19 protein-coding genes are annotated in these 17,115 nt (G+C 62.9%); 15 read left to right on the forward strand and 4 right to left on the reverse strand.

All coding sequences use genetic code 11. From position 1 onward, the window contains the following. The first annotated feature begins 27 nt into the window (after positions 1-27). From LB532_RS15545 to LB532_RS15555, 3 genes are all read left to right on the forward strand, one after another. Positions 28-450 carry a pilus assembly protein N-terminal domain-containing protein gene (locus LB532_RS15545; protein WP_140496732.1) on the forward strand — a complete coding sequence of 141 codons (423 nt, stop codon included), beginning with the start codon at positions 28-30 and terminating at the stop codon, positions 448-450. Positions 451-577: 127 nt separating this feature from the next. Continuing rightward, entirely contained in the window at positions 578-1,159 is a 582-nt protein-coding gene (locus tag LB532_RS15550) for a TadE/TadG family type IV pilus assembly protein (RefSeq protein ID WP_140639949.1), read from the forward strand. A 42-nt stretch (positions 1,160-1,201) separates the two neighbouring features. After that, a complete protein-coding gene (locus LB532_RS15555; protein WP_140639950.1) occupies positions 1,202-1,822 on the forward strand; it encodes a TadE/TadG family type IV pilus assembly protein in 621 nt (206 codons plus the stop codon). A 6-nt stretch (positions 1,823-1,828) separates the two neighbouring features. On the opposite strand, the gene LB532_RS15560 is transcribed toward LB532_RS15555, so the two are convergent. Further along, positions 1,829-2,746: a phosphate/phosphite/phosphonate ABC transporter substrate-binding protein gene (locus LB532_RS15560; RefSeq protein WP_140639951.1), complete on the reverse strand. Its 918-nt coding sequence runs from the start codon at positions 2,744-2,746 to the stop codon at positions 1,829-1,831. A gap of 135 nt (positions 2,747-2,881) precedes the next feature. Here LB532_RS15560 and LB532_RS15565 point away from each other — a divergent pair, with 135 nt between their 5' ends. From LB532_RS15565 to LB532_RS15605, 9 genes are all read left to right on the forward strand, one after another. Beyond that, positions 2,882-4,123 carry a phosphopentomutase gene (locus LB532_RS15565; RefSeq protein ID WP_140639952.1) on the forward strand — a complete coding sequence of 414 codons (1,242 nt, stop codon included), beginning with the start codon at positions 2,882-2,884 and terminating at the stop codon, positions 4,121-4,123. Continuing rightward, positions 4,116-5,006 carry a bifunctional DNA-formamidopyrimidine glycosylase/DNA-(apurinic or apyrimidinic site) lyase gene (gene mutM, locus LB532_RS15570; RefSeq protein ID WP_140639953.1) on the forward strand — a complete coding sequence of 297 codons (891 nt, stop codon included), beginning with the start codon at positions 4,116-4,118 and terminating at the stop codon, positions 5,004-5,006. The genes LB532_RS15565 and mutM overlap by 8 nt, the downstream gene beginning before the upstream one ends. 41 nt (positions 5,007-5,047) lie before the next feature. Continuing rightward, positions 5,048-5,821 (forward strand): enoyl-CoA hydratase, encoded by a 774-nt coding sequence (locus LB532_RS15575; protein WP_140496745.1) that lies wholly within the window; start codon positions 5,048-5,050, stop codon positions 5,819-5,821. Between the two features lie 207 nt (positions 5,822-6,028). Next, the gene (gene rpsT, locus LB532_RS15580) at positions 6,029-6,295 is read left to right on the forward strand and encodes a 30S ribosomal protein S20 (RefSeq protein WP_140496747.1); all 267 of its coding nucleotides are present in this window, start codon (positions 6,029-6,031) and stop codon (positions 6,293-6,295) included. Positions 6,296-7,143: 848 nt separating this feature from the next. After that, positions 7,144-8,688, forward strand: coding sequence for a chromosomal replication initiator protein DnaA (gene dnaA / locus LB532_RS15585; protein ID WP_140639954.1), 1,545 nt, complete (start codon positions 7,144-7,146; stop codon positions 8,686-8,688). A 200-nt stretch (positions 8,689-8,888) separates the two neighbouring features. Next, a complete protein-coding gene (gene dnaN, locus LB532_RS15590; protein WP_140496751.1) occupies positions 8,889-10,007 on the forward strand; it encodes a DNA polymerase III subunit beta in 1,119 nt (372 codons plus the stop codon). 11 nt (positions 10,008-10,018) lie between these two features. Beyond that, positions 10,019-11,161: a DNA replication/repair protein RecF gene (gene recF / locus LB532_RS15595; RefSeq protein ID WP_140639955.1), complete on the forward strand. Its 1,143-nt coding sequence runs from the start codon at positions 10,019-10,021 to the stop codon at positions 11,159-11,161. A gap of 39 nt (positions 11,162-11,200) precedes the next feature. Continuing rightward, positions 11,201-11,959 (forward strand): molybdopterin-synthase adenylyltransferase MoeB, encoded by a 759-nt coding sequence (locus tag LB532_RS15600; RefSeq protein WP_140639956.1) that lies wholly within the window; start codon positions 11,201-11,203, stop codon positions 11,957-11,959. A gap of 2 nt (positions 11,960-11,961) precedes the next feature. After that, the gene (locus LB532_RS15605) at positions 11,962-12,450 is read left to right on the forward strand and encodes a GNAT family N-acetyltransferase (protein WP_224556961.1); all 489 of its coding nucleotides are present in this window, start codon (positions 11,962-11,964) and stop codon (positions 12,448-12,450) included. Between the two features lie 30 nt (positions 12,451-12,480). Here the strand turns inward: LB532_RS15605 and LB532_RS15610 are convergent, their stop codons facing one another. Beyond that, positions 12,481-13,482 carry a 2-hydroxyacid dehydrogenase gene (locus tag LB532_RS15610; protein WP_140496760.1) on the reverse strand — a complete coding sequence of 334 codons (1,002 nt, stop codon included), beginning with the start codon at positions 13,480-13,482 and terminating at the stop codon, positions 12,481-12,483. Between the two features lie 148 nt (positions 13,483-13,630). On the opposite strand from LB532_RS15610, the gene LB532_RS15615 reads away from it, so the two are divergent. Further along, the gene (locus LB532_RS15615; protein ID WP_140496762.1) at positions 13,631-14,191 is read left to right on the forward strand and encodes an SH3 domain-containing protein; all 561 of its coding nucleotides are present in this window, start codon (positions 13,631-13,633) and stop codon (positions 14,189-14,191) included. Between the two features lie 44 nt (positions 14,192-14,235). Here LB532_RS15615 and LB532_RS15620 read toward each other — a convergent pair whose 3' ends face one another. After that, positions 14,236-14,595, reverse strand: coding sequence for a DUF4260 domain-containing protein (locus tag LB532_RS15620; protein WP_140639957.1), 360 nt, complete (start codon positions 14,593-14,595; stop codon positions 14,236-14,238). Between the two features lie 49 nt (positions 14,596-14,644). Then, positions 14,645-15,076 carry an iron response transcriptional regulator IrrA gene (gene irrA, locus LB532_RS15625; RefSeq protein WP_181165297.1) on the reverse strand — a complete coding sequence of 144 codons (432 nt, stop codon included), beginning with the start codon at positions 15,074-15,076 and terminating at the stop codon, positions 14,645-14,647. Between the two features lie 242 nt (positions 15,077-15,318). Here irrA and fabA point away from each other — a divergent pair, with 242 nt between their 5' ends. Next, entirely contained in the window at positions 15,319-15,837 is a 519-nt protein-coding gene (fabA, locus tag LB532_RS15630; protein WP_140496768.1) for a 3-hydroxyacyl-[acyl-carrier-protein] dehydratase FabA, read from the forward strand. Positions 15,838-15,882: 45 nt separating this feature from the next. After that, positions 15,883-17,103 (forward strand): beta-ketoacyl-ACP synthase I, encoded by a 1,221-nt coding sequence (fabB, locus tag LB532_RS15635; protein ID WP_140496770.1) that lies wholly within the window; start codon positions 15,883-15,885, stop codon positions 17,101-17,103. The last annotated feature ends 12 nt before the right edge of the window (positions 17,104-17,115 follow it).

Consider the following 17,115-nt stretch of genomic DNA (forward strand, 5'->3'; position numbering starts at 1 on the left):
AACAGTCCGCCCGCCTGGAGCGCCTCAATGGCCGAGCCGAAATCGTCGATCCTGATTGCCGTGCTTCTTGCCGCCGTGAGCTTTGTCATGCCCGCCAGGGCCGACACCGGCATCGAGGTCACCATGAACCAGGCCAAGATCGTCAAACTGTCGCGCCCTGCCGACACGATCGTGGTCGGTAACCCGGCAATCGCCGACGCGTCCGTGCAGGACGCCTCGACGATCGTGCTGACTGGCAAGGGCTTCGGCGTCACCAACCTCGTCGTCCTCGACCAGGATGGCAGCCCGATCATCGATGAACAGATCACCGTCGTGCGGCAGGCGGCCTCGTCGGTGCGCATCTACCGGCGCGCTGAAGTTCAGACCATGTCCTGCACGCCCTATTGCGAAAGCTCCTACAAGAGCGAAGCCGAAAAATCCTCAGAAGCCGAGATGAGCGTCAGCCGGTAGGCACGCGGTCCGGGTTAGCGGGTGGTTAAGACGCCCGCGGCGACTTTAACGATCATTCAAACCGGACTTCAATTGGTTTGCACTAATACACCTGCCGAGACCGTCTGGGGATGGGCAGGATCAGAGCATGAGCAACGAATTCGTCTCGACAGGCGATCGCAAGGCAAGACGGGCACGGTTTTTCGCACGCTTCGCCGGCGATCGCCGCGGCAGTACGGCACTGGAGTTCGCGCTGCTCGCATTGCCGTTCGCGGTTCTTGTCTTCGCCATCCTTGAAAGCTGCATCTCATTTGCCGGCCAGGAAGTGATGGCCAACATCACCGACGACATCGCGCGCAAATTGCGCACCGGGCAGTTGAGGCCGGCCGACGTCGCCGGGGACAAGTTGAAGACCATGATCTGCGACAGGCTGGAGATCATCGTCTCGCAGGATTGCCCCAATCAACTGGACGTGGACCTTCGCGAATATCCGACGTTCGCCGACGCGGCCACGGCTAGCTTCAAGATCGACAACGGCAACATCATTTTGATGCAAGGCACCAACTCGCAGCCCTTCGCGACCACGCCAGGCTTGGCGGAATCGAAGAACATGCTGCGGGTCTTCTACAAATGGCCCGTCATGACCGATCTTCTGGCTCAGTCGATGGGGGGCAACAAGACACTGCATTTTGCATCGGTGACCTGGCAGAACGAGCCATTCGACAACTGAGTTCGTGGCGGAAGCAAAAAGCCAAGAAAAAGGGCAACGGGCATGATGCGTGCGGGGGCACATCCAGGAATGGCAGGACGCTGGGGGAAGTGGGTCGGTCTCATACGCGATCGCCGCGGCATCGCGGCGGTCGAGTTCGCCCTTATCGTTCCCATCCTGCTGATCATGTATTTCATCACAATGGAGGCCTCCCAAGCCATCGAGACCAGCAAGAAGGTCAGCCGCATCGGCAGCATGGTCGCGGATTTGGTCACGCAGCAGCCGACCATCGTCAAGGCGGACCTGGATGCCATCATGAAAATCGGCACCTCCACCTTGCAGCCCTACAATCGCTCGACGCCGGATATCACCATCACGGCAATACAGGTCACAACCGACACGCCGCCCAGGGTGAACGTGGTGTGGTCGCGCAAGGTGGTCAATGGCGTCTACAGCATCGGCACCGCCCTGCCCGCAACCACTACGGTTCCGGCAACGCTCAGGGTCGCAGGCACCTTTCTCATCCGGGTCGAAAGCAAACTTGGTTACAAACCGATCATCACCTGGTCCGCAGACAGCTCACAGACGGCCGGATTGACGACGGTCTTCAACAATATATCGATGGGCGAGACCTATTATCTGCGTCCGCGCAGAAGCCTGACGATCCCCTGCGGCGACTGCTGACGAGATCTATCGCCGCACGCCATCGTCCGACACCAGGCGGACGAAGGCGTGCGCCATCTCGTAATCCTTGGGAACCACGGTGGCGAAACCGCCGGAATGCTTCGATTCCAGCAAATCGTAGAGATCGGGCGTCGTCGATTTGAGATTGGTCAGGAAGACGGTCAACCGGCGCTTGGCTTCCGGGTCGAGATCCCTGCGCACCACATGGGGACCGTATCTCAGCAAGCCCGACGTCCATACGACTTGAAGGGCGGTCGCCGAAAGCCCGGCGGCTTCGAGCCTTGCCTGCGTGCCCGATAGTCTTGGCTCGCCGTCGGCCGCCGCCGTCGCCCAGCCGAACAAGGCATCGGCCTGGCCATCGACCAGCATTCCTTCCGCGGCCGAGGCGGAACCGGCGTGAACCAGAAACGATGCGTCCTCTGCGATCTTGACGTGCTCGGCGGCCAGTCCCGCCAATGGCAAAAGAGAACCAATGCTGTCCGCCGGCGGCATGGCGATCCGGTGGGTTTCCATCGCCGCCAGGCTGGGCACCTTGCCATCCTTCGTCAGCAGCACGGCGCGGATGCCGACCGCGCCATCTGAATCGACCGGTGCCACAAGCGGTTCGACGCACTCGCAGCGTCTTGACGCCGTTGCATAGGCGGTCGCCGAGTAGACGGCATATTCGATGCGGGCATTGGCCTGCGCATCGATCAACGCGGCATAGTCCCGGGCAACGACGAACTCCACCTTCATGCCCAGCGCGTTGGTAAAGGCCTCGGTCAACCGCGCCAGGCCTGGAACGGTATTGCCTGCGCCGGGTTCGGCGACGATGCCGATGCGAAACGTGCCGATATCGTCGCGCCAGTCGGCGCGCGCCGAGCCGGACCAGACCGCGCCTTGCGCGATGATGAGAGCAGCGCATGTCTTCAGGGCAGCTTTCATGGGAGACCCGGTCCTGCGATCCGTCAGTGAATTGGTTCCGGACTATCGCGCCGAGCGGTTGCCGTTTGGTTTCCGAATTGCCAATGCCGCCGTGGAACCCTATGTCTGGATGCTCAAACCGGCAACAATGACCTCATGGCGCGTGCTTTCCTCTTCGTCCTGGATTCCTTCGGCATAGGCGGCGCCGCCGACGCCGAACGCTACGGCGATGCCGGTGCCAACACCTTCGCCCATATCACCGAGGCCTGTGCGGAAGGCCGCGCCGATCGCGAAGGACTTCGCCAGGGACCGTTGTTTGTTCCCAACATGGCGTCGCTCGGACTTGGCAAGGCTGCCGAGACCGCGACGGGGCTGGGCTTTGCCGCTTTCGGGACGGATCTCGTCGCCAATACCTTCCACGGTGCCGCCCAGGAGGTTTCGAGCGGCAAGGACACGCCATCCGGCCATTGGGAGATAGCAGGCCTGCCGGTGCGTTTCGACTGGGGCTACTTTCCCGATACGATCCCGGCCTTTCCCGCCGAACTGACCGAGGCCATCATCCGCGAAGGCAAGGTACCAGGCATTCTCGGTAACTGCCACGCGCCTGGCACCGAGATCATCGAACGGTTCGGCGAGGAGCACATCCGCACGGGCAAGCCGATCTGCTACACCTCCGTGGACTCAGTCCTGCAAGTCGCCGCGCACGAGGTCCATTTCGGCCTGGAGCGGCTCTACGAATTCTGCAAGGTGGTGCGTCGCCTGGTTGATCCGTTGAGGATCGGAAGGGTGATCGCGCGACCGTTCGTCGGCGAGACGGCAGCCACTTTCGAGCGGACCTACAACCGACACGACTACGCCGTGCCGCCACCCGAGCCGACATTGCTCGACCGGCTGACGGCGCGTGGCAGCCGTGTCATCGCCGTCGGCAAGATCGGCGACATCTTTGCCCATCGGGGGATTTCGGAAGTGCGCAAGGCCGCGGGCAACATGGCCATGTTCGACCAGGCGCTTGATGCAATGGATGCGGCCCGCGACGGCGATCTCGTCTTCGCCAATTTCGTCGATTTCGACACCGAGTTCGGCCATCGCCGCGATGTTGCAGGTTATGCCGCCGCGCTCGAGGCCTTCGACCGGCGATTGCCGGAAGCATTCGCGAGATTGCGACAGGGCGATCTGCTGATCCTGACGGCCGACCACGGCAACGACCCGACCTGGCGCGGCACCGACCACACACGCGAACGCATTCCGGTGATCGGCATCGGACCGGGTCTGACGGGCGGCGACATCGGGCTGAGAACGACATTCTGCGACATTGGTGAAACCGTGGCCGAACATCTCGGGTTGGCGCACGGCCGCTACGGCACTTCCTTTTACCCGGATATGGGCGGCCATGCCTGAATTGCCCGAGGTCGAGACGGTCCGGCGCGGGCTGGAGCCGGTTCTGGAAGGTGCCCGCATCATCCGCGCCGAGGCACGCCGGCCGGACCTGCGTTTTCCATTCCCCGAAAAATTCGCCGAGCGGCTGACCGGCAAGGCGATCACGGCGCTCGGACGCCGGGCCAAATATCTGACGATGGATCTCGAAGGCGGTCCCGCCCTGATCTGCCATCTCGGTATGTCGGGCTCGTTTCGCATCGAGACGGCCGACGCCGCCGAAATGCCCGGCGTGTTCCATCACGAGCGGTCGAAGAGTTCGACGCACGACCATGTCATCTTCGACGTCGCCTCTCGGGACGGCACCCGCTCGCGCGTGGTTTTCAATGATCCACGCCGCTTCGGCTTCATGCTGTTTTGCGAAGGGCCGCCGGACACCCATCCGATGCTGGCGGGGCTCGGCGTCGAACCCACCGGCAATGCGCTTGACGGAGTGCTGCTGGCCTCGCTGCTGAAGGGCCGGAAATCGCCGCTGAAGGCCGCTCTTCTCGACCAGAGACTGATAGCCGGGCTCGGCAACATCTATGTCTCGGAGGCGCTATGGCGCGCCGGGCTGTCGCCGCTGCGCGAGGCCGGCACGATCGCCAAAGCCGGCAAGAAAGCGGGTGAGCAAAGCCGGGAACTTGCCGTGGCGGTCCGCTCGGTCATCGCAGATGCCATTGCGGCCGGCGGATCGTCGCTGCGCGACTACATGCACACCGACGGTTCGCTGGGCTATTTCCAGCATTCCTTCGCGGTATATGACCGGGAGGGCGAACCCTGTTCCAAGCCTGGCTGCGGCGGCCATATCGAGCGCATCACGCAGAGCGGCCGCTCGACCTTCTATTGCCGGACCTGTCAGCGGTGAGCTAGATCGATCTTCAATTGCCTGGAAGAGGAGCCGAAGCCATGGCCTATGAAACGATCGTCGTTGAAACCAGGGGCAAGGTCGGGCTGATCACCTTGAACCGGCCGAAGGCGCTCAATGCGCTGAATTCCCAAGTCATGGCGGAATTGGTGGCCGCGGTAAACGTGTTCGGGGCAGATGACGGCATCGGCGCGATGGTCGTCACCGGTTCCGAGAAGGCCTTCGCCGCAGGCGCCGACATCAAGGAAATGCAGTCGATTTCCTACGTCGATGCCTACATCAAGGACTTTTTCGTCGGCTGGGAAGAGTTGACCCGGGCGCGCAAGCCGATCATCGCGGCGGTGGCCGGCTATGCGCTGGGCGGCGGCTGCGAACTGGCGATGATGTGCGACTTCATCATCGCCGCCGACACGGCAAAATTCGGCCAGCCCGAAATCACGCTCGGCGTCATTCCCGGCATGGGCGGCTCGCAACGCCTGACCCGGTTCGTCGGCAAGTCGAAGGCGATGGACATGTGCCTGACCGGGCGGATGATGGATGCCGCGGAGGCCGAGCGTTCCGGTCTGGTCTCGCGCGTCGTGCCTGCCGGCGAGCTTGTCGAGGAGGCCGTCAAGGCAGCGGCCAAGATCGCCGATTTTTCGCTGCCGTCGGTGATGATGGCAAAGGAAGCCGTCAACCGAGCCTATGAAACGACGCTCGCCGAGGGGCTGCGGTTCGAGCGCCGGCTGTTCCATTCGCTGTTTGCGCTCGACGACCAGAAGGAAGGCATGGCGGCCTTCGCCGAGAAGCGCAAGCCGAATTTCACCAATCGCTGACAGCGCACCTCCGGGGCGCCAAGTGCTTCGGTGTGGCTGAAAAAATGCTCCGGCGCGACGACAGCCAAAAAGAACGCCAGCCAGCGTTGACGCGCCGGGAAAGCTGAACTATAAGCCGCACCAACCGAGGCGGCCCTGTGGCTGCCCGTTTGTTTTTTGTGCCCTGCGGCATGCCGCATGCGCCGACCAGATCAGAAGAGAGGCATCATGGCCAATACATCCTCGGCCAAAAAGGCAACGCGCAAGATCGTCCGCCGCGCGGCGATCAACAAAAACCGCCGCTCGCGCGTCCGCACTTATGTGCGCCAGGTCGAGGAGGCGCTCGCCTCCGGCGACAAGGCCGCCGCGCAGGCAGCGTTCAAGGCCGCCGAGCCGGAATTGATGCGCGCTGCGACAAAGGGCGTGATCCACAAGAACACCGCGGCCCGCAAGGTTTCGCGGCTGGCCCAGCGCCTCAAGGTGCTGTCGGCCTGACGTCCCTTTCCGGACTGATCTTCTGAGAACCCGGCCGATAGTGCCGGGTTTTTTCGTTTGCCGGCAAGCACTTAAAAAGAATACTCGGAAACGGCATCGAAAGCGGGGGCCGCGGTCCGAAATGCTTTGCCGGCATATGCGTGCCGGCTGATGGTCCAGATACTTGAAAAGTGTCGGCTAAAAAATTCCCCCTCCGCAGAAATAATCAATATTTCCCAGCTAGTTACAGATAGTCATCCACACGTTGTCCACAACGTGGCGAGGCGCCAGGAGAACAACTGGCTGTCAAGCGATTTATTTCACAAAATTTCGCGCCAGCCCGGCTTTTTCATATTCGCCGGAAAAGGGTTTGAATCACAATGGCTTTGTCAAACTATAGTGCTGCCGCATGGCGCTTCGGCGCGCCGGACCTAACCAGATTCCTTAAAAATCCGTTAGACGTGGCCTTGCCCTATCCACAGCGATTTCGGTAATGTCGGTCCATCGAAAGGGATGGGCCGGGTGGCCCTGACCCAGCCTGAATGGGCCAGCTTAAATTGGCGGGGTTTGTGACGCGGATCAAGTCCGCGGACAGGTTTGGTTTGCTCTTTTTCGATACGGTAGGGGACTGGCGTAACTATACATGGCAGGTCGACAGCGCCGGCGATTTTCGCCGGACGGTGTTGCATTGCCCTGACATACCCAACACGGACTGGCTTCCATGGGCCGGCACCGGTTCCCTGGATAATGGGCGACGTTCATCTGCCGGCGGCGGCAGCGGGCGTCGTAGCAAAGCGCAGTCGCTGGAACACGGATGCAGGAGGCGCATCCCCGGCGGAAAAACAGGTACAGAGACAAGGAACTCGATCATGCAGAGCGGCGTCGAAAGGGAGCTTACCAATGACATCCCATTTTCAGGAAATCTGATCGGAGCTGATGAGATGGCGGCTTCCAGCGACGCGGAACAGAAGTTCGACCGGGTCAAGGCCCAGTTGAAGGCGCGCTTGGGAACCGAGGTCTATTCGAGCTGGTTCGGGCGCATGAAGGTCGCGGAGGCTTCAAAGGGCATCGTTCGCATTTCGGTGCCCACTGCCTTCCTGCGCTCGTGGATCAACGGCCATTATCTCGATCTTATCTGCGAGCTTTGGAAGCACGAGGATCCCGAGATCCTCAAGATCGAGATCATCGTGCGCACAGCCACCCGCCAGGGACGCAGCCATGCCGAACCGGAATTGGCGCCGGCGCGCAAGATGACGCGACAAACGCAGACGGCGCTGGCCGCCGGCACCGTAAGCCCCAGCAGGCTGGAGCGGGCTCCGGCGCCGCGCCCGGGCATGCCGGCCGAGAGCGAGTTCCGCCACAATGTGCTGGGATCGCCGCTCGATCCGCGTTACACGTTCGCCTCTTTCATCGAAGGGCCGTCGAACCGGGTGGCCTTCGCCGCGGCCAAGGCCGTGGCGGAATCGCAGTCGAGCGCGGTGCGCTTCAACCCGCTCTTCCTTCACGCGACGGTCGGCCTCGGCAAGACCCATTTGTTGCAGGCTATCGCCGCGGAATCGCTGAAGCAGAACCCGAAATCGCGCGTCGTCTACCTGACGGCGGAATATTTCATGTGGCGCTTCGCCACCGCGATCCGCGACAACAATGCCTTGACGCTCAAGGAACAGCTTCGCGACATCGACCTGCTCATCATCGACGACATGCAATTCCTGCAGGGCAAGTCGATCCAGCACGAATTCTGCCACCTGATCAACATGCTGCTCGACAGCGCCAAGCAGGTCGTCGTCGCCGCCGACCGGCCCCCGTCAGAACTGGAATCCCTCGAACCGCGGGTCCGCTCGCGCCTCAATGGCGGCGTCGCGCTCGAAATGTCGGCCCCCGATTTCGCCATGCGCCTGGGCATGCTCAAGCTGCGCCTCGCCACCGCCAGGCACGACGACGCTTCCCTCGACATCTCCGACGAGATCCTCAATCACGTCGCCCGCACGGTGACCGGCAGCGGCCGCGAGCTGGAAGGCGCCTTCAATCAACTCCTGTTCCGCCAGTCTTTCGAGCCGCAGATCACCATCGATCGCATCGACGAGATCCTCGGCCATATCTACCGCACCGGCGAGCCGAAGCGGGTCCGTATCGAGGATATTCAGCGCATCGTCGCGCGGCACTACAATGTGTCGAAGACCGAGTTGCTGTCCAACAGACGCACGCGCACTATCGTCAAGCCGAGGCAGGTCGCCATGTATCTGTCCAAGGTGATGACACCGCGCTCGCTGCCCGAGATCGGGCGGCGCTTCGGCGGCCGCGATCACACAACGGTGCTGCACGCCGTGCGCAAGATCGAGGATCTTTCCGGCGGCGACAACACGCTGGCGCAGGAACTGGAATTGTTGAGACGGTTGATCAACGACCAGGCCTGAGCCGTTCGAAAACGCCTGGCGGCGTGCTTCGCCGCCTTTATCCCCAGAAAGCCCGCGTAGCCGGCCCGAACCGGTCGCGCGGGCTTGCGTTTGCTGGTTTTTTCCTGTCAGTTTACGCAGATTCTGAAGCCTGTTCAGACCTTTCGCGGGACGCCGCCAGCCGGAGACCCGCTCATTCATTCAAGCGAGCCTGGTTCGTCATGCGTGTTATCCTGGAACGGTCAAATCTCCTGAAGTCGCTCAACCACGTCCACCGCGTGGTCGAACGGCGCAACACCATACCGATCCTGTCCAACGTGCTGCTCAGCGCCGAAGGCGCCAGCCTGGAAATGAAGGCCACCGACCTCGACCTGGAGGTGACGGAAGCGACGCCCGCCAAGGTCGAGCGGGGTGGCGCGACGACGGTTCCGGCGCATCTGCTCTACGACATCGTGCGCAAGCTTTCCGACGGTGCCGAGGTGATGCTGAAGACGGACGAGGACGGCAACGCCATGACGGTGACCTCCGGCCGCTCGAGCTTCCGCCTGCAATGCCTGCCGCAATCGGACTTCCCCGAGCTTTCGGCCGGATCCTTCTCGCATATCTTCCGGCTCGACTCGGTCGCGCTCAAGGGGCTGATCGAGAAGACCCAGTTCGCCATCTCCACCGAGGAGACGCGCTATTATCTCAACGGCATCTATCTTCACACACATGAGGTCGGCGGCAAGCTGAAGCTGCGCTCGGTGGCGACTGACGGCCATCGCCTGGCGCGCGCCGAGATCGACGCGCCGGCGGGTTCCGAAGGCATGCCGGGCATCATCATCCCGCGCAAGACCGTAAGCGAATTGCAGAAGCTGGTCGATGATCCCGACGTGGCGGTCACCACCGAACTGTCGGACACCAAGATCCGCTTCACCATCGGCAGCGTCATCCTGACTTCCAAGCTGATCGACGGCACCTTCCCCGATTATCAGCGGGTCATTCCCACCGGCAACGACAAGAAGCTGATCATCGACCGCCAGAGCTTCGCGGCCGCCGTCGACCGCGTCTCGACCATCTCCTCCGAACGCGGCCGCGCGGTGAAGCTTTCGATCAGTGAGGGCCAGGTGACGCTTGCGGTCAACAATCCGGATTCGGGCAGCGCCACCGAGGAGCTGGCCGCCGACTATTCGGCCGACCCGATCGAGATCGGCTTCAACGCCAAGTACCTGCTCGACGTTGCCGCACAATTGACCGGTTCAGAGGCCCGATTCATGTTGGCCGACGCCGGTTCGCCAACGCTGATCCACGACATGGCCGATGAAACCGCGCTTTACGTGCTGATGCCGATGCGGGTGTAGAGCAGCAGCGGTTGCCGGCACAAACCCATATAAGTAAGCTTACACTTACCAATTTCCGCAACTATGCGGCGCTGTCGATCGAGCTTGAGCCTGGCGCGGTGGTGTTTTCCGGTGACAATGGCGCCGGCAAAACCAATCTGTTGGAAGCGATTTCCCTGTTGACGCCGGGCCGCGGCCTGCGCCGCGCGCCTTACGCGGACGTCGCGCGGGAGGGCGGCGACGGCGGCTTTGCGCTGCACGCACGGCTCGACGGACCTGACGGCCAAGTCGAGATAGGGACGGGCATTTCGGGTGGCGACAGTCTTGGCGAGGGCGGCAGGCGGGTGCGCATCAACGGCGCCACGGCGCGATCCGCCGAGGACATGCTGGAATGGCTGCGCGTCACGTGGCTGACGCCGGCCATGGATGCTCTGTTCACCGGACCGGCCGCGGACCGCCGGCGCTTTCTCGACCGGCTGGTGCTGGCGATCGATCCCGGCCACGGACAGCGCGCCCTCGACTATGAAAAGGCGATGCGCGGCCGTAACCGGTTGCTGACGGAAGGTTCGCGGGATTTGAGCTGGTTCGAGGCGATCGAGACGCAGATGGCCGAGACAGGCGTGGCGATCGCCGCGGCGCGCGCCGAAATGGTGCGCCTTCTGGCCGCCATGATCGACAGGCTGCCCGACAGCGGCCCGTTTCCGCAGGCCGATATCGGCCTGTCGGGCGATCTGGAAGCCGAGATCGCCACCACGCCGGCTGTCGACGTCGAGGAGTGGTTCCGCCGCACGCTCGCCGGGGGCCGCGACCGCGACCGCGCTGCCGGGCGCACGCTCGACGGCCCGCACCGCTCCGATCTCGTGGTCCGGCACCGACCCAAGGCGATGCCGGCGGCGCTGTGTTCGACCGGCGAACAGAAAGCCTTGCTTGTCGGCATTGTCCTGTCGCATGCCAGATTGACCGGCGAGATGTCCGGCTTGACGCCAATCCTGCTGCTCGACGAGATCGCGGCACATCTCGATGGCGGCCGGCGTGCGGCGCTGTTCTCGATCCTCGAGGAATTGAACTGCCAGGCTTTCATGACGGGAACCGATGCGGCGCTGTTTTCCAGCCTGGGGGGCCGGGCGCAGTTCCTGACCGTGGATCACGGCACGGTCGCGCCGATGGCTGTGTGAACACCTGACAAGGTTTTTCTCCCGTTATATGGTCGAGCCATGATCGCCACCGCCCTCACCGACGAAGAACTCGAACGCTACGCCCGCCACATCGTGCTGCCCGAAATTGGCGGCGCCGGCCAGCAGCGCCTGAAGCGAGCGCGGGTGCTGGTCATCGGCGCCGGCGGATTGGGTGCACCAGTGCTTGAATATCTTGCCGCAGCCGGCGTCGGCACGCTCGGCGTGATTGACGACGACACGGTTTCGCTCTCCAACCTGCAGCGGCAGGTGATTCACGGCACCGACACTGTCGGCATGCTGAAAACCCACAGCGCCAAGGCGGCAATCGCCCGCATCAATCCCAACACCGCTGTCGAAACCCACACATTGCGCCTCGCCGCGGACAATGCCCAAGCCCTCGTCGCCCGTTACGACGTGGTCGTCGACGGGTCCGACAATTTCGAGACGCGCTATGTCGTGGCCGATGCCTGCGCGGCGGAGGGCAAGCCGCTGGTGCACGCCGCCGTGGGTCGTTTCGATGGCTCCGTGACCGTGCTGATGCCGTTCCAAGCCGATAGGGACGGCGCCTCCAACCCCGGCTACCGCGACCTCTTCCCGGAGGCCCCACCGCCGGGTCTGGTGCCGTCCTGTGCCGAGGCCGGGGTGCTTGGCGTGCTGACTGGGGTGATCGGCACGTTGCAGGCCATGGAAGCCATCAAGCTGATCACCGGCATTGGCGAGCCGCTGATCGGACGACTGCTGCTCTATGACGCGCTGGCCGCGCGTTTCGAGACCATCCGCTACAAGAGACGAAACTGACGTTGAAGCGCACTGCCGATATCATCATCACCCGGATTCCGGCCGATTTCGACGGCTGGAACGAAGTGCTCGCCCTGATCCTGCGCGCATTCGCCTTCATGGACGGCATCATCGACCCGCCGTCCTCGGCGCACCTGCTCACCGCGGAAACTTTGCGCGACAAAGCCCGCCGCGAGACCGGCCTGCTGGCGCTCAGCGGCAACAGGATCGTCGGCTGCATCTTCGCCCTGGAACGAACCGACCACCTCTATGTCGGCAAGCTCGCCGTCACGCCGGACTGTCAGGGCCAGGGCATCGGCAGGTTGTTGATGCAAGCCGTCCAGGATTTTGCCCGCAGCCGCGGCAAGGCCGCAATCGAGCTGCAGACGCGAATCGAGCTGGCTGGGAACCAGGCAGCCTTTGCCCGGCTCGGTTTTCGCGAGATCGTGAGAACGGCGCATGAAGGGTATGCGCGGCCGACTTCGGTCACCATGCGCAAGACTTTTTCGTAAGATTTTACTTACATTCAGTTGCGAAGCCGCTCAGGTCCTGAGCGGCAGCACGCGATCCGGCGGTCGGTGGCCGTCGACGAAGGCGCGGATGTTGATGATCACCTTCTCGCCCATGTCGATGCGGCCCTCGAGGGTCGCCGACCCCATATGCGGCAAAAGCACGACCTTGCCCTTGGTCGCGAGCTTGAGCAGTTTTCCGTTCAATGCGGGCTCGTGCTCGTAGACGTCGAGGCCTGCGCCGGCGATCCTGCCATCCTGGATCAGCTTGACCAGCGCCTCCTCGTCGATGATGTCACCGCGCGCGGTGTTGACGATATAGGCGGTGGGCTGGAGCAGTGCCAGCCGCCGCGCCGAAAGCAGATGGAACGTCGCCGGCGTCGACGGGCAGTTGACCGAGATGATGTCCATGCGGGCCAGCATCTGATCGAGGCTTTCCCAATAGGTCGCCTCCAGCCCGTCCTCAACCGCCTGCAGCACGCGATGGCGGTTGTGATAGTGGATGGAGAGGCCGAAGGCCTTGGCACGTCTGGCAACGGCGGTGCCGATACGCCCCATGCCGACAATGCCGAGCCGTTTGCCCCAGATGCGCCGGCCAAGCATCCATGTCGGCGACCAGCCGGCCCATTTCTTGTCGCCGGTGAGTACATTGGCGCCCTCCGCCAGCCGGCGCGGCACCGCCAGCATCAGCGCCATCGTCATGTCGGCCGTATCCTCGGTCAGCACGTTGGGCGTGTTGGTGACGGTGATGCCTTTCTTGGCCGCGGCCGCGACGTCGATCTTGTCGACGCCATTGCCGAAATTGGCGATCAGCTTGAGGTTTTCGCCGGCCTGGGCGATCAATGCCGCGTCGATGCGGTCGGTCACCGTCGGCACCAGCACGTCGGCCTCCTTGACCGCCGCGACCAGTTCCGGCTGCGTCATCGGCCTGTCCTCGACGTTCAGCCTTGCGTCGAACAGCTCGCGCATGCGGGTCTCGACAGGGTCGGGCAGTTTTCGCGTGATGACCACGAGAGGCTTCTTTTTGCCTGCCATTGTTTCCCTCGTTGAGACCTCTTTAACCAAGACCGGCGAAACTGGAAGCCGGTCGCGGTAGCCGATTTACCCATGTACCAAGCGGTGCCGCCGAAGACAAAGAAAAAGGGGCGCCGGGGCCGGCAGGCCAGCGCCGAAAGGAACGAAAGTGTCTGGTTTCGCGTCGCTTCGCCTGACCCTCAGCGCAGCATTTCTCGGCGCTCTGCTCTATTCACCCCAACTGTGCGCGCAAGGTGCAGCGGCCCCCGCCCAGAGCGTCGTCACGCTCGGGCCGAGCGGCCTGCCGCTGCCACGATTCGTCAGCCTGAAATCCGGCCGCGTCAATTCGCGTGTCGGGCCGGGCGCCAACTACTCGGTCGACTGGATGTACCTGAAGGCAGGCTTGCCGATGGAGATCATCCAGGAATTCGACACATGGCGCCGCGTGCGCGACGCCGACGGCTCGGAAGGTTGGATCAACCAGTCGCTGCTTTCGGGCCGGCGCACGGCGATCGTGGCGCCGTGGCAGCGCGGCAAGGGCGCCCAGATCAATCTCCTCAGGAGCCCCGAAAAGGACGCCAGCGTGGTGGCGATCGTCGAGCCGGGCGTCATGGGCACGATCAAATCCTGCGACGGCCAGTGGTGCGAAATGACGCTCGATGGCCATACCGGCTGGCTCGCCCAATCCGTCGTCTGGGGCGCCTATCCCGGCGAACGGGTCAAGGACTGATTTTTGGCCTTGCCCCGATTCGTTTGAACCGCAGGCCGGACCGTTTAGCGGCCGATGCGGCCGAGATGGGTATCCTGAAAGCTGCTCGACAGCTTCAAGCCGTAGCCCAGCGCACGATCGATGGCGATGTGGGCGATCCAGATCAATGCAATCGCTATAGCGGTTGCATTGCCGAACAGGCTGCCGGCAAGCACCAAAAACACCGGTGGGACCAAGATGTGGAAGGCATTGTAGCAGGCGGCGCCGACGCGCGGCCCGGCGAGATAGCCGAACATGGACAGATCAGGCGCCAGGATCAACAAGGCGAACAACCACCAGGACGCACCGGCGAGTGCATAAAAGACGATAGCGGACACCGCGACAGCGGACCATTCCAACCGGATAGCCAGATCGAGGGGTTTCATTCCCAGCCGTTGATACGTGCCCGGCCGTTCATAGGTGCCTGGCCCTCGGTCATTCGGCGCGTTTGGGGCGCAGCCTCACCACGATGTCGACATTGGCGATCTCCATCCCCTCGGGTGGTTCGGGTAGGTTGGTGACGGTTACCGGACCGTTGGCGATGTCGAAAATCCGGTTTTCGCCTTCGATGTAGAAATGATGATGATCGGAGGTGTTGGTGTCGAAATAGGTTTTGGCGCCCTCGACAGCGAGAATACGCAGCAGTCCCGCCTGGGTGAACTGGTGAAGGGCGTTGTAGACGGTGGCCAGCGACACCGGCACGCCGGCGGCGACGGCCTCCTCGTGCAGTTCCTCGGCCGACAGATGGCGGTCGCCCTTGGCGAAAAGCAGGTCTGCAAGCGCAATGCGCTGCCGTGTCGGCCTCAGGCCGGCTTCACGAACCCGCTTGTCCACAGCGACATTTTCCTTCCGGCAGCCCCGGTCCATCTGGTCGTCCAAGCTCACAGTTCCGCCTCAAGACACGTCCAGAATGGCAAAAAAACGGATGTCTGCCGAAACCGGACCCCTTCCGACATATATTCTGTCGTCCGGATGCGATCAATAGCGCGCATTGACCCGGCAAGACTGGCGGGTTAAGCGCAAACGCCGGTTTCCGGCCTGAAACAGATTGTGTTAGGACACCAACGACAAGGGCGCGCCAGCGCCCGGGACATATGGGAACGAGATTGATGGCGGGTTCGAAATCCAGCTACGACTACGAAGAATTGCTGGCCTGCGCCCGCGGCGAGCTGTTCGGACCGGGCAATGCCCAGTTGCCCTACCCGCCGATGCTGATGTTCGACCGCATCACCGAGATCAGCGAAACGGGCGGGGCTTTCGACAAGGGCTTCATCCGCGCCGAATTCGACATCAAGCCGGACCTGTGGTTCTTTGCCTGCCATTTCATCGGCAATCCCATCATGCCTGGATGCCTGGGCCTCGATGCCCTGTGGCAGCTGACGGGTTTCTATCTCGGCTGGTTGGGCGAACCCGGCAAAGGCATGGCGCTGTCGACCGGCGAGGTCAAGTTCAAGGGAATGGTCACGCCCTCGGTTAAAAAGGTCGAGTATGGCGTGGAATTCAAACGTGTGATGCGTGGCCGGCTGGTGCTGGGCATCGCCGATGGTTGGCTAAAGGCGGACGGCGAACCCATATACGCGGCAACGGACCTGAAAGTCGGTCTGTCTAAGCAGTCGGCGGTCGCTTGACCGTCGCCCTGACCTCGTGGCCAGCATTCCTGGAAGGAGTTGCGAATGAGACGTGTCGTAGTCACAGGCCTCGGCATCGTGTCGTCGATCGGCAACAATGCCAACGAGGTGCAAGCCTCGTTGCATGACGCCAAATCCGGCATCAGCTTCTCCGACTCCTTCGCCGAGCACGGTTTCCGCTGCCAGGTCTGGGGCGCGCCGACGCTCGATCCCAGCGCCATGATCGATCGCCGCGCAATGCGCTTCCTGAGCCAGGGTGCGGCCTGGAACCATGTCGCCATGGACCAGGCGATCGCCGATGCCGGCCTTGGCGAGAGCGACATCACCAATGAGCGCACCGGCATCGTCATGGGCTCGGGCGGGCCCTCCACCCGCACCATCGTCGAGGCGGCCGAAACCACGCTCAAGAACGGCAGCCCCAAGCGTATCGGCCCGTTCGCCGTGCCGAAGGCGATGTCGTCGACCGCGTCGGCGACGCTCGCCACGTGGTTCAAGATCCACGGCGTCAACTATTCGATCTCGTCGGCCTGTTCGACCTCGGCGCATTGCATCGGCAACGGCTACGAACTGATCCAGTGGGGCAAGCAGGACATGGTGTTCGCCGGCGGCCACGAAGATCTCGACTGGACGATGTCGGACCTGTTCGACGCCATGGGCGCCATGTCGTCGAAGTACAATGACAGGGCATCGGCCGCTTCCCGCGCATACGACGTCGATCGCGACGGCTTCGTCATCGCCGGCGGCGCCGGCGTGCTGGTGCTCGAGGAACTGGAGCATGCCAAGGCGCGTGGCGCCAAGATCTATGCAGAGATCGTCGGCTACGGCGCCACCTCGGACGGCTTCGACATGGTTGCGCCCTCGGGCGAAGGCGCCGTCCGCTGCATGCGGCAGGCGCTTGCGACCGTCACCACCCCGGTCGACTACATCAACACCCACGGCACCTCGACGCCGGTGGGGGATTCCCGCGAAATGGGCGCGATCCGCGAGGTGTTCGGCGAGAAGATGCCCTTCATTACCTCGACCAAATCGCTGACGGGCCATTCGCTGGGCGCCGCCGGCGTGCAGGAATCCATCTATTCGATCCTGATGATGCAAGGCGGCTTCATCGGCGAAAGCGCCCATATCGAGACTCTCGACCCCGAATTCGAGGGCATGCCGGTGGTGCGAAAGCGCATCGACAACGCCAGGATCGACACCGTTTTGTCCAATTCCTTCGGCTTTGGTGGCACCAACGCAACGCTGGTTTTCCAGCGCTATTCCGCATAAGGCCACGTTTTT

The organism is Mesorhizobium sp. ESP-6-2, from assembly GCF_020164675.1.
Classification (GTDB): domain Bacteria; phylum Pseudomonadota; class Alphaproteobacteria; order Rhizobiales; family Rhizobiaceae; genus Mesorhizobium.

Excerpts from the sequence above, each read along its gene's own strand:
- LB532_RS15545 (WP_140496732.1), top strand. The coding sequence starts at position 28 with ATGGCCGAGCCGAAATCGTCGATCCTGATTGCCGTGCTTCTTGCCGCC.
- LB532_RS15550 (WP_140639949.1), top strand. The coding sequence starts at position 578 with ATGAGCAACGAATTCGTCTCGACAGGCGATCGCAAGGCAAGACGGGCA.
- LB532_RS15555 (WP_140639950.1), top strand. The coding sequence starts at position 1,202 with ATGATGCGTGCGGGGGCACATCCAGGAATGGCAGGACGCTGGGGGAAG.
- LB532_RS15560 (WP_140639951.1), bottom strand. The coding sequence starts at position 2,746 with ATGAAAGCTGCCCTGAAGACATGCGCTGCTCTCATCATCGCGCAAGGC.
- LB532_RS15565 (WP_140639952.1), top strand. The coding sequence starts at position 2,882 with ATGGCGCGTGCTTTCCTCTTCGTCCTGGATTCCTTCGGCATAGGCGGC.
- mutM (WP_140639953.1), top strand. The coding sequence starts at position 4,116 with ATGCCTGAATTGCCCGAGGTCGAGACGGTCCGGCGCGGGCTGGAGCCG.
- LB532_RS15575 (WP_140496745.1), top strand. The coding sequence starts at position 5,048 with ATGGCCTATGAAACGATCGTCGTTGAAACCAGGGGCAAGGTCGGGCTG.
- rpsT (WP_140496747.1), top strand. The coding sequence starts at position 6,029 with ATGGCCAATACATCCTCGGCCAAAAAGGCAACGCGCAAGATCGTCCGC.
- dnaA (WP_140639954.1), top strand. The coding sequence starts at position 7,144 with ATGCAGAGCGGCGTCGAAAGGGAGCTTACCAATGACATCCCATTTTCA.
- dnaN (WP_140496751.1), top strand. The coding sequence starts at position 8,889 with ATGCGTGTTATCCTGGAACGGTCAAATCTCCTGAAGTCGCTCAACCAC.
- LB532_RS15600 (WP_140639956.1), top strand. The coding sequence starts at position 11,201 with ATGATCGCCACCGCCCTCACCGACGAAGAACTCGAACGCTACGCCCGC.
- LB532_RS15610 (WP_140496760.1), bottom strand. The coding sequence starts at position 13,482 with ATGGCAGGCAAAAAGAAGCCTCTCGTGGTCATCACGCGAAAACTGCCC.
- LB532_RS15620 (WP_140639957.1), bottom strand. The coding sequence starts at position 14,595 with ATGAAACCCCTCGATCTGGCTATCCGGTTGGAATGGTCCGCTGTCGCG.
- irrA (WP_181165297.1), bottom strand. The coding sequence starts at position 15,076 with ATGGACCGGGGCTGCCGGAAGGAAAATGTCGCTGTGGACAAGCGGGTT.
- fabA (WP_140496768.1), top strand. The coding sequence starts at position 15,319 with ATGGCGGGTTCGAAATCCAGCTACGACTACGAAGAATTGCTGGCCTGC.
- fabB (WP_140496770.1), top strand. The coding sequence starts at position 15,883 with ATGAGACGTGTCGTAGTCACAGGCCTCGGCATCGTGTCGTCGATCGGC.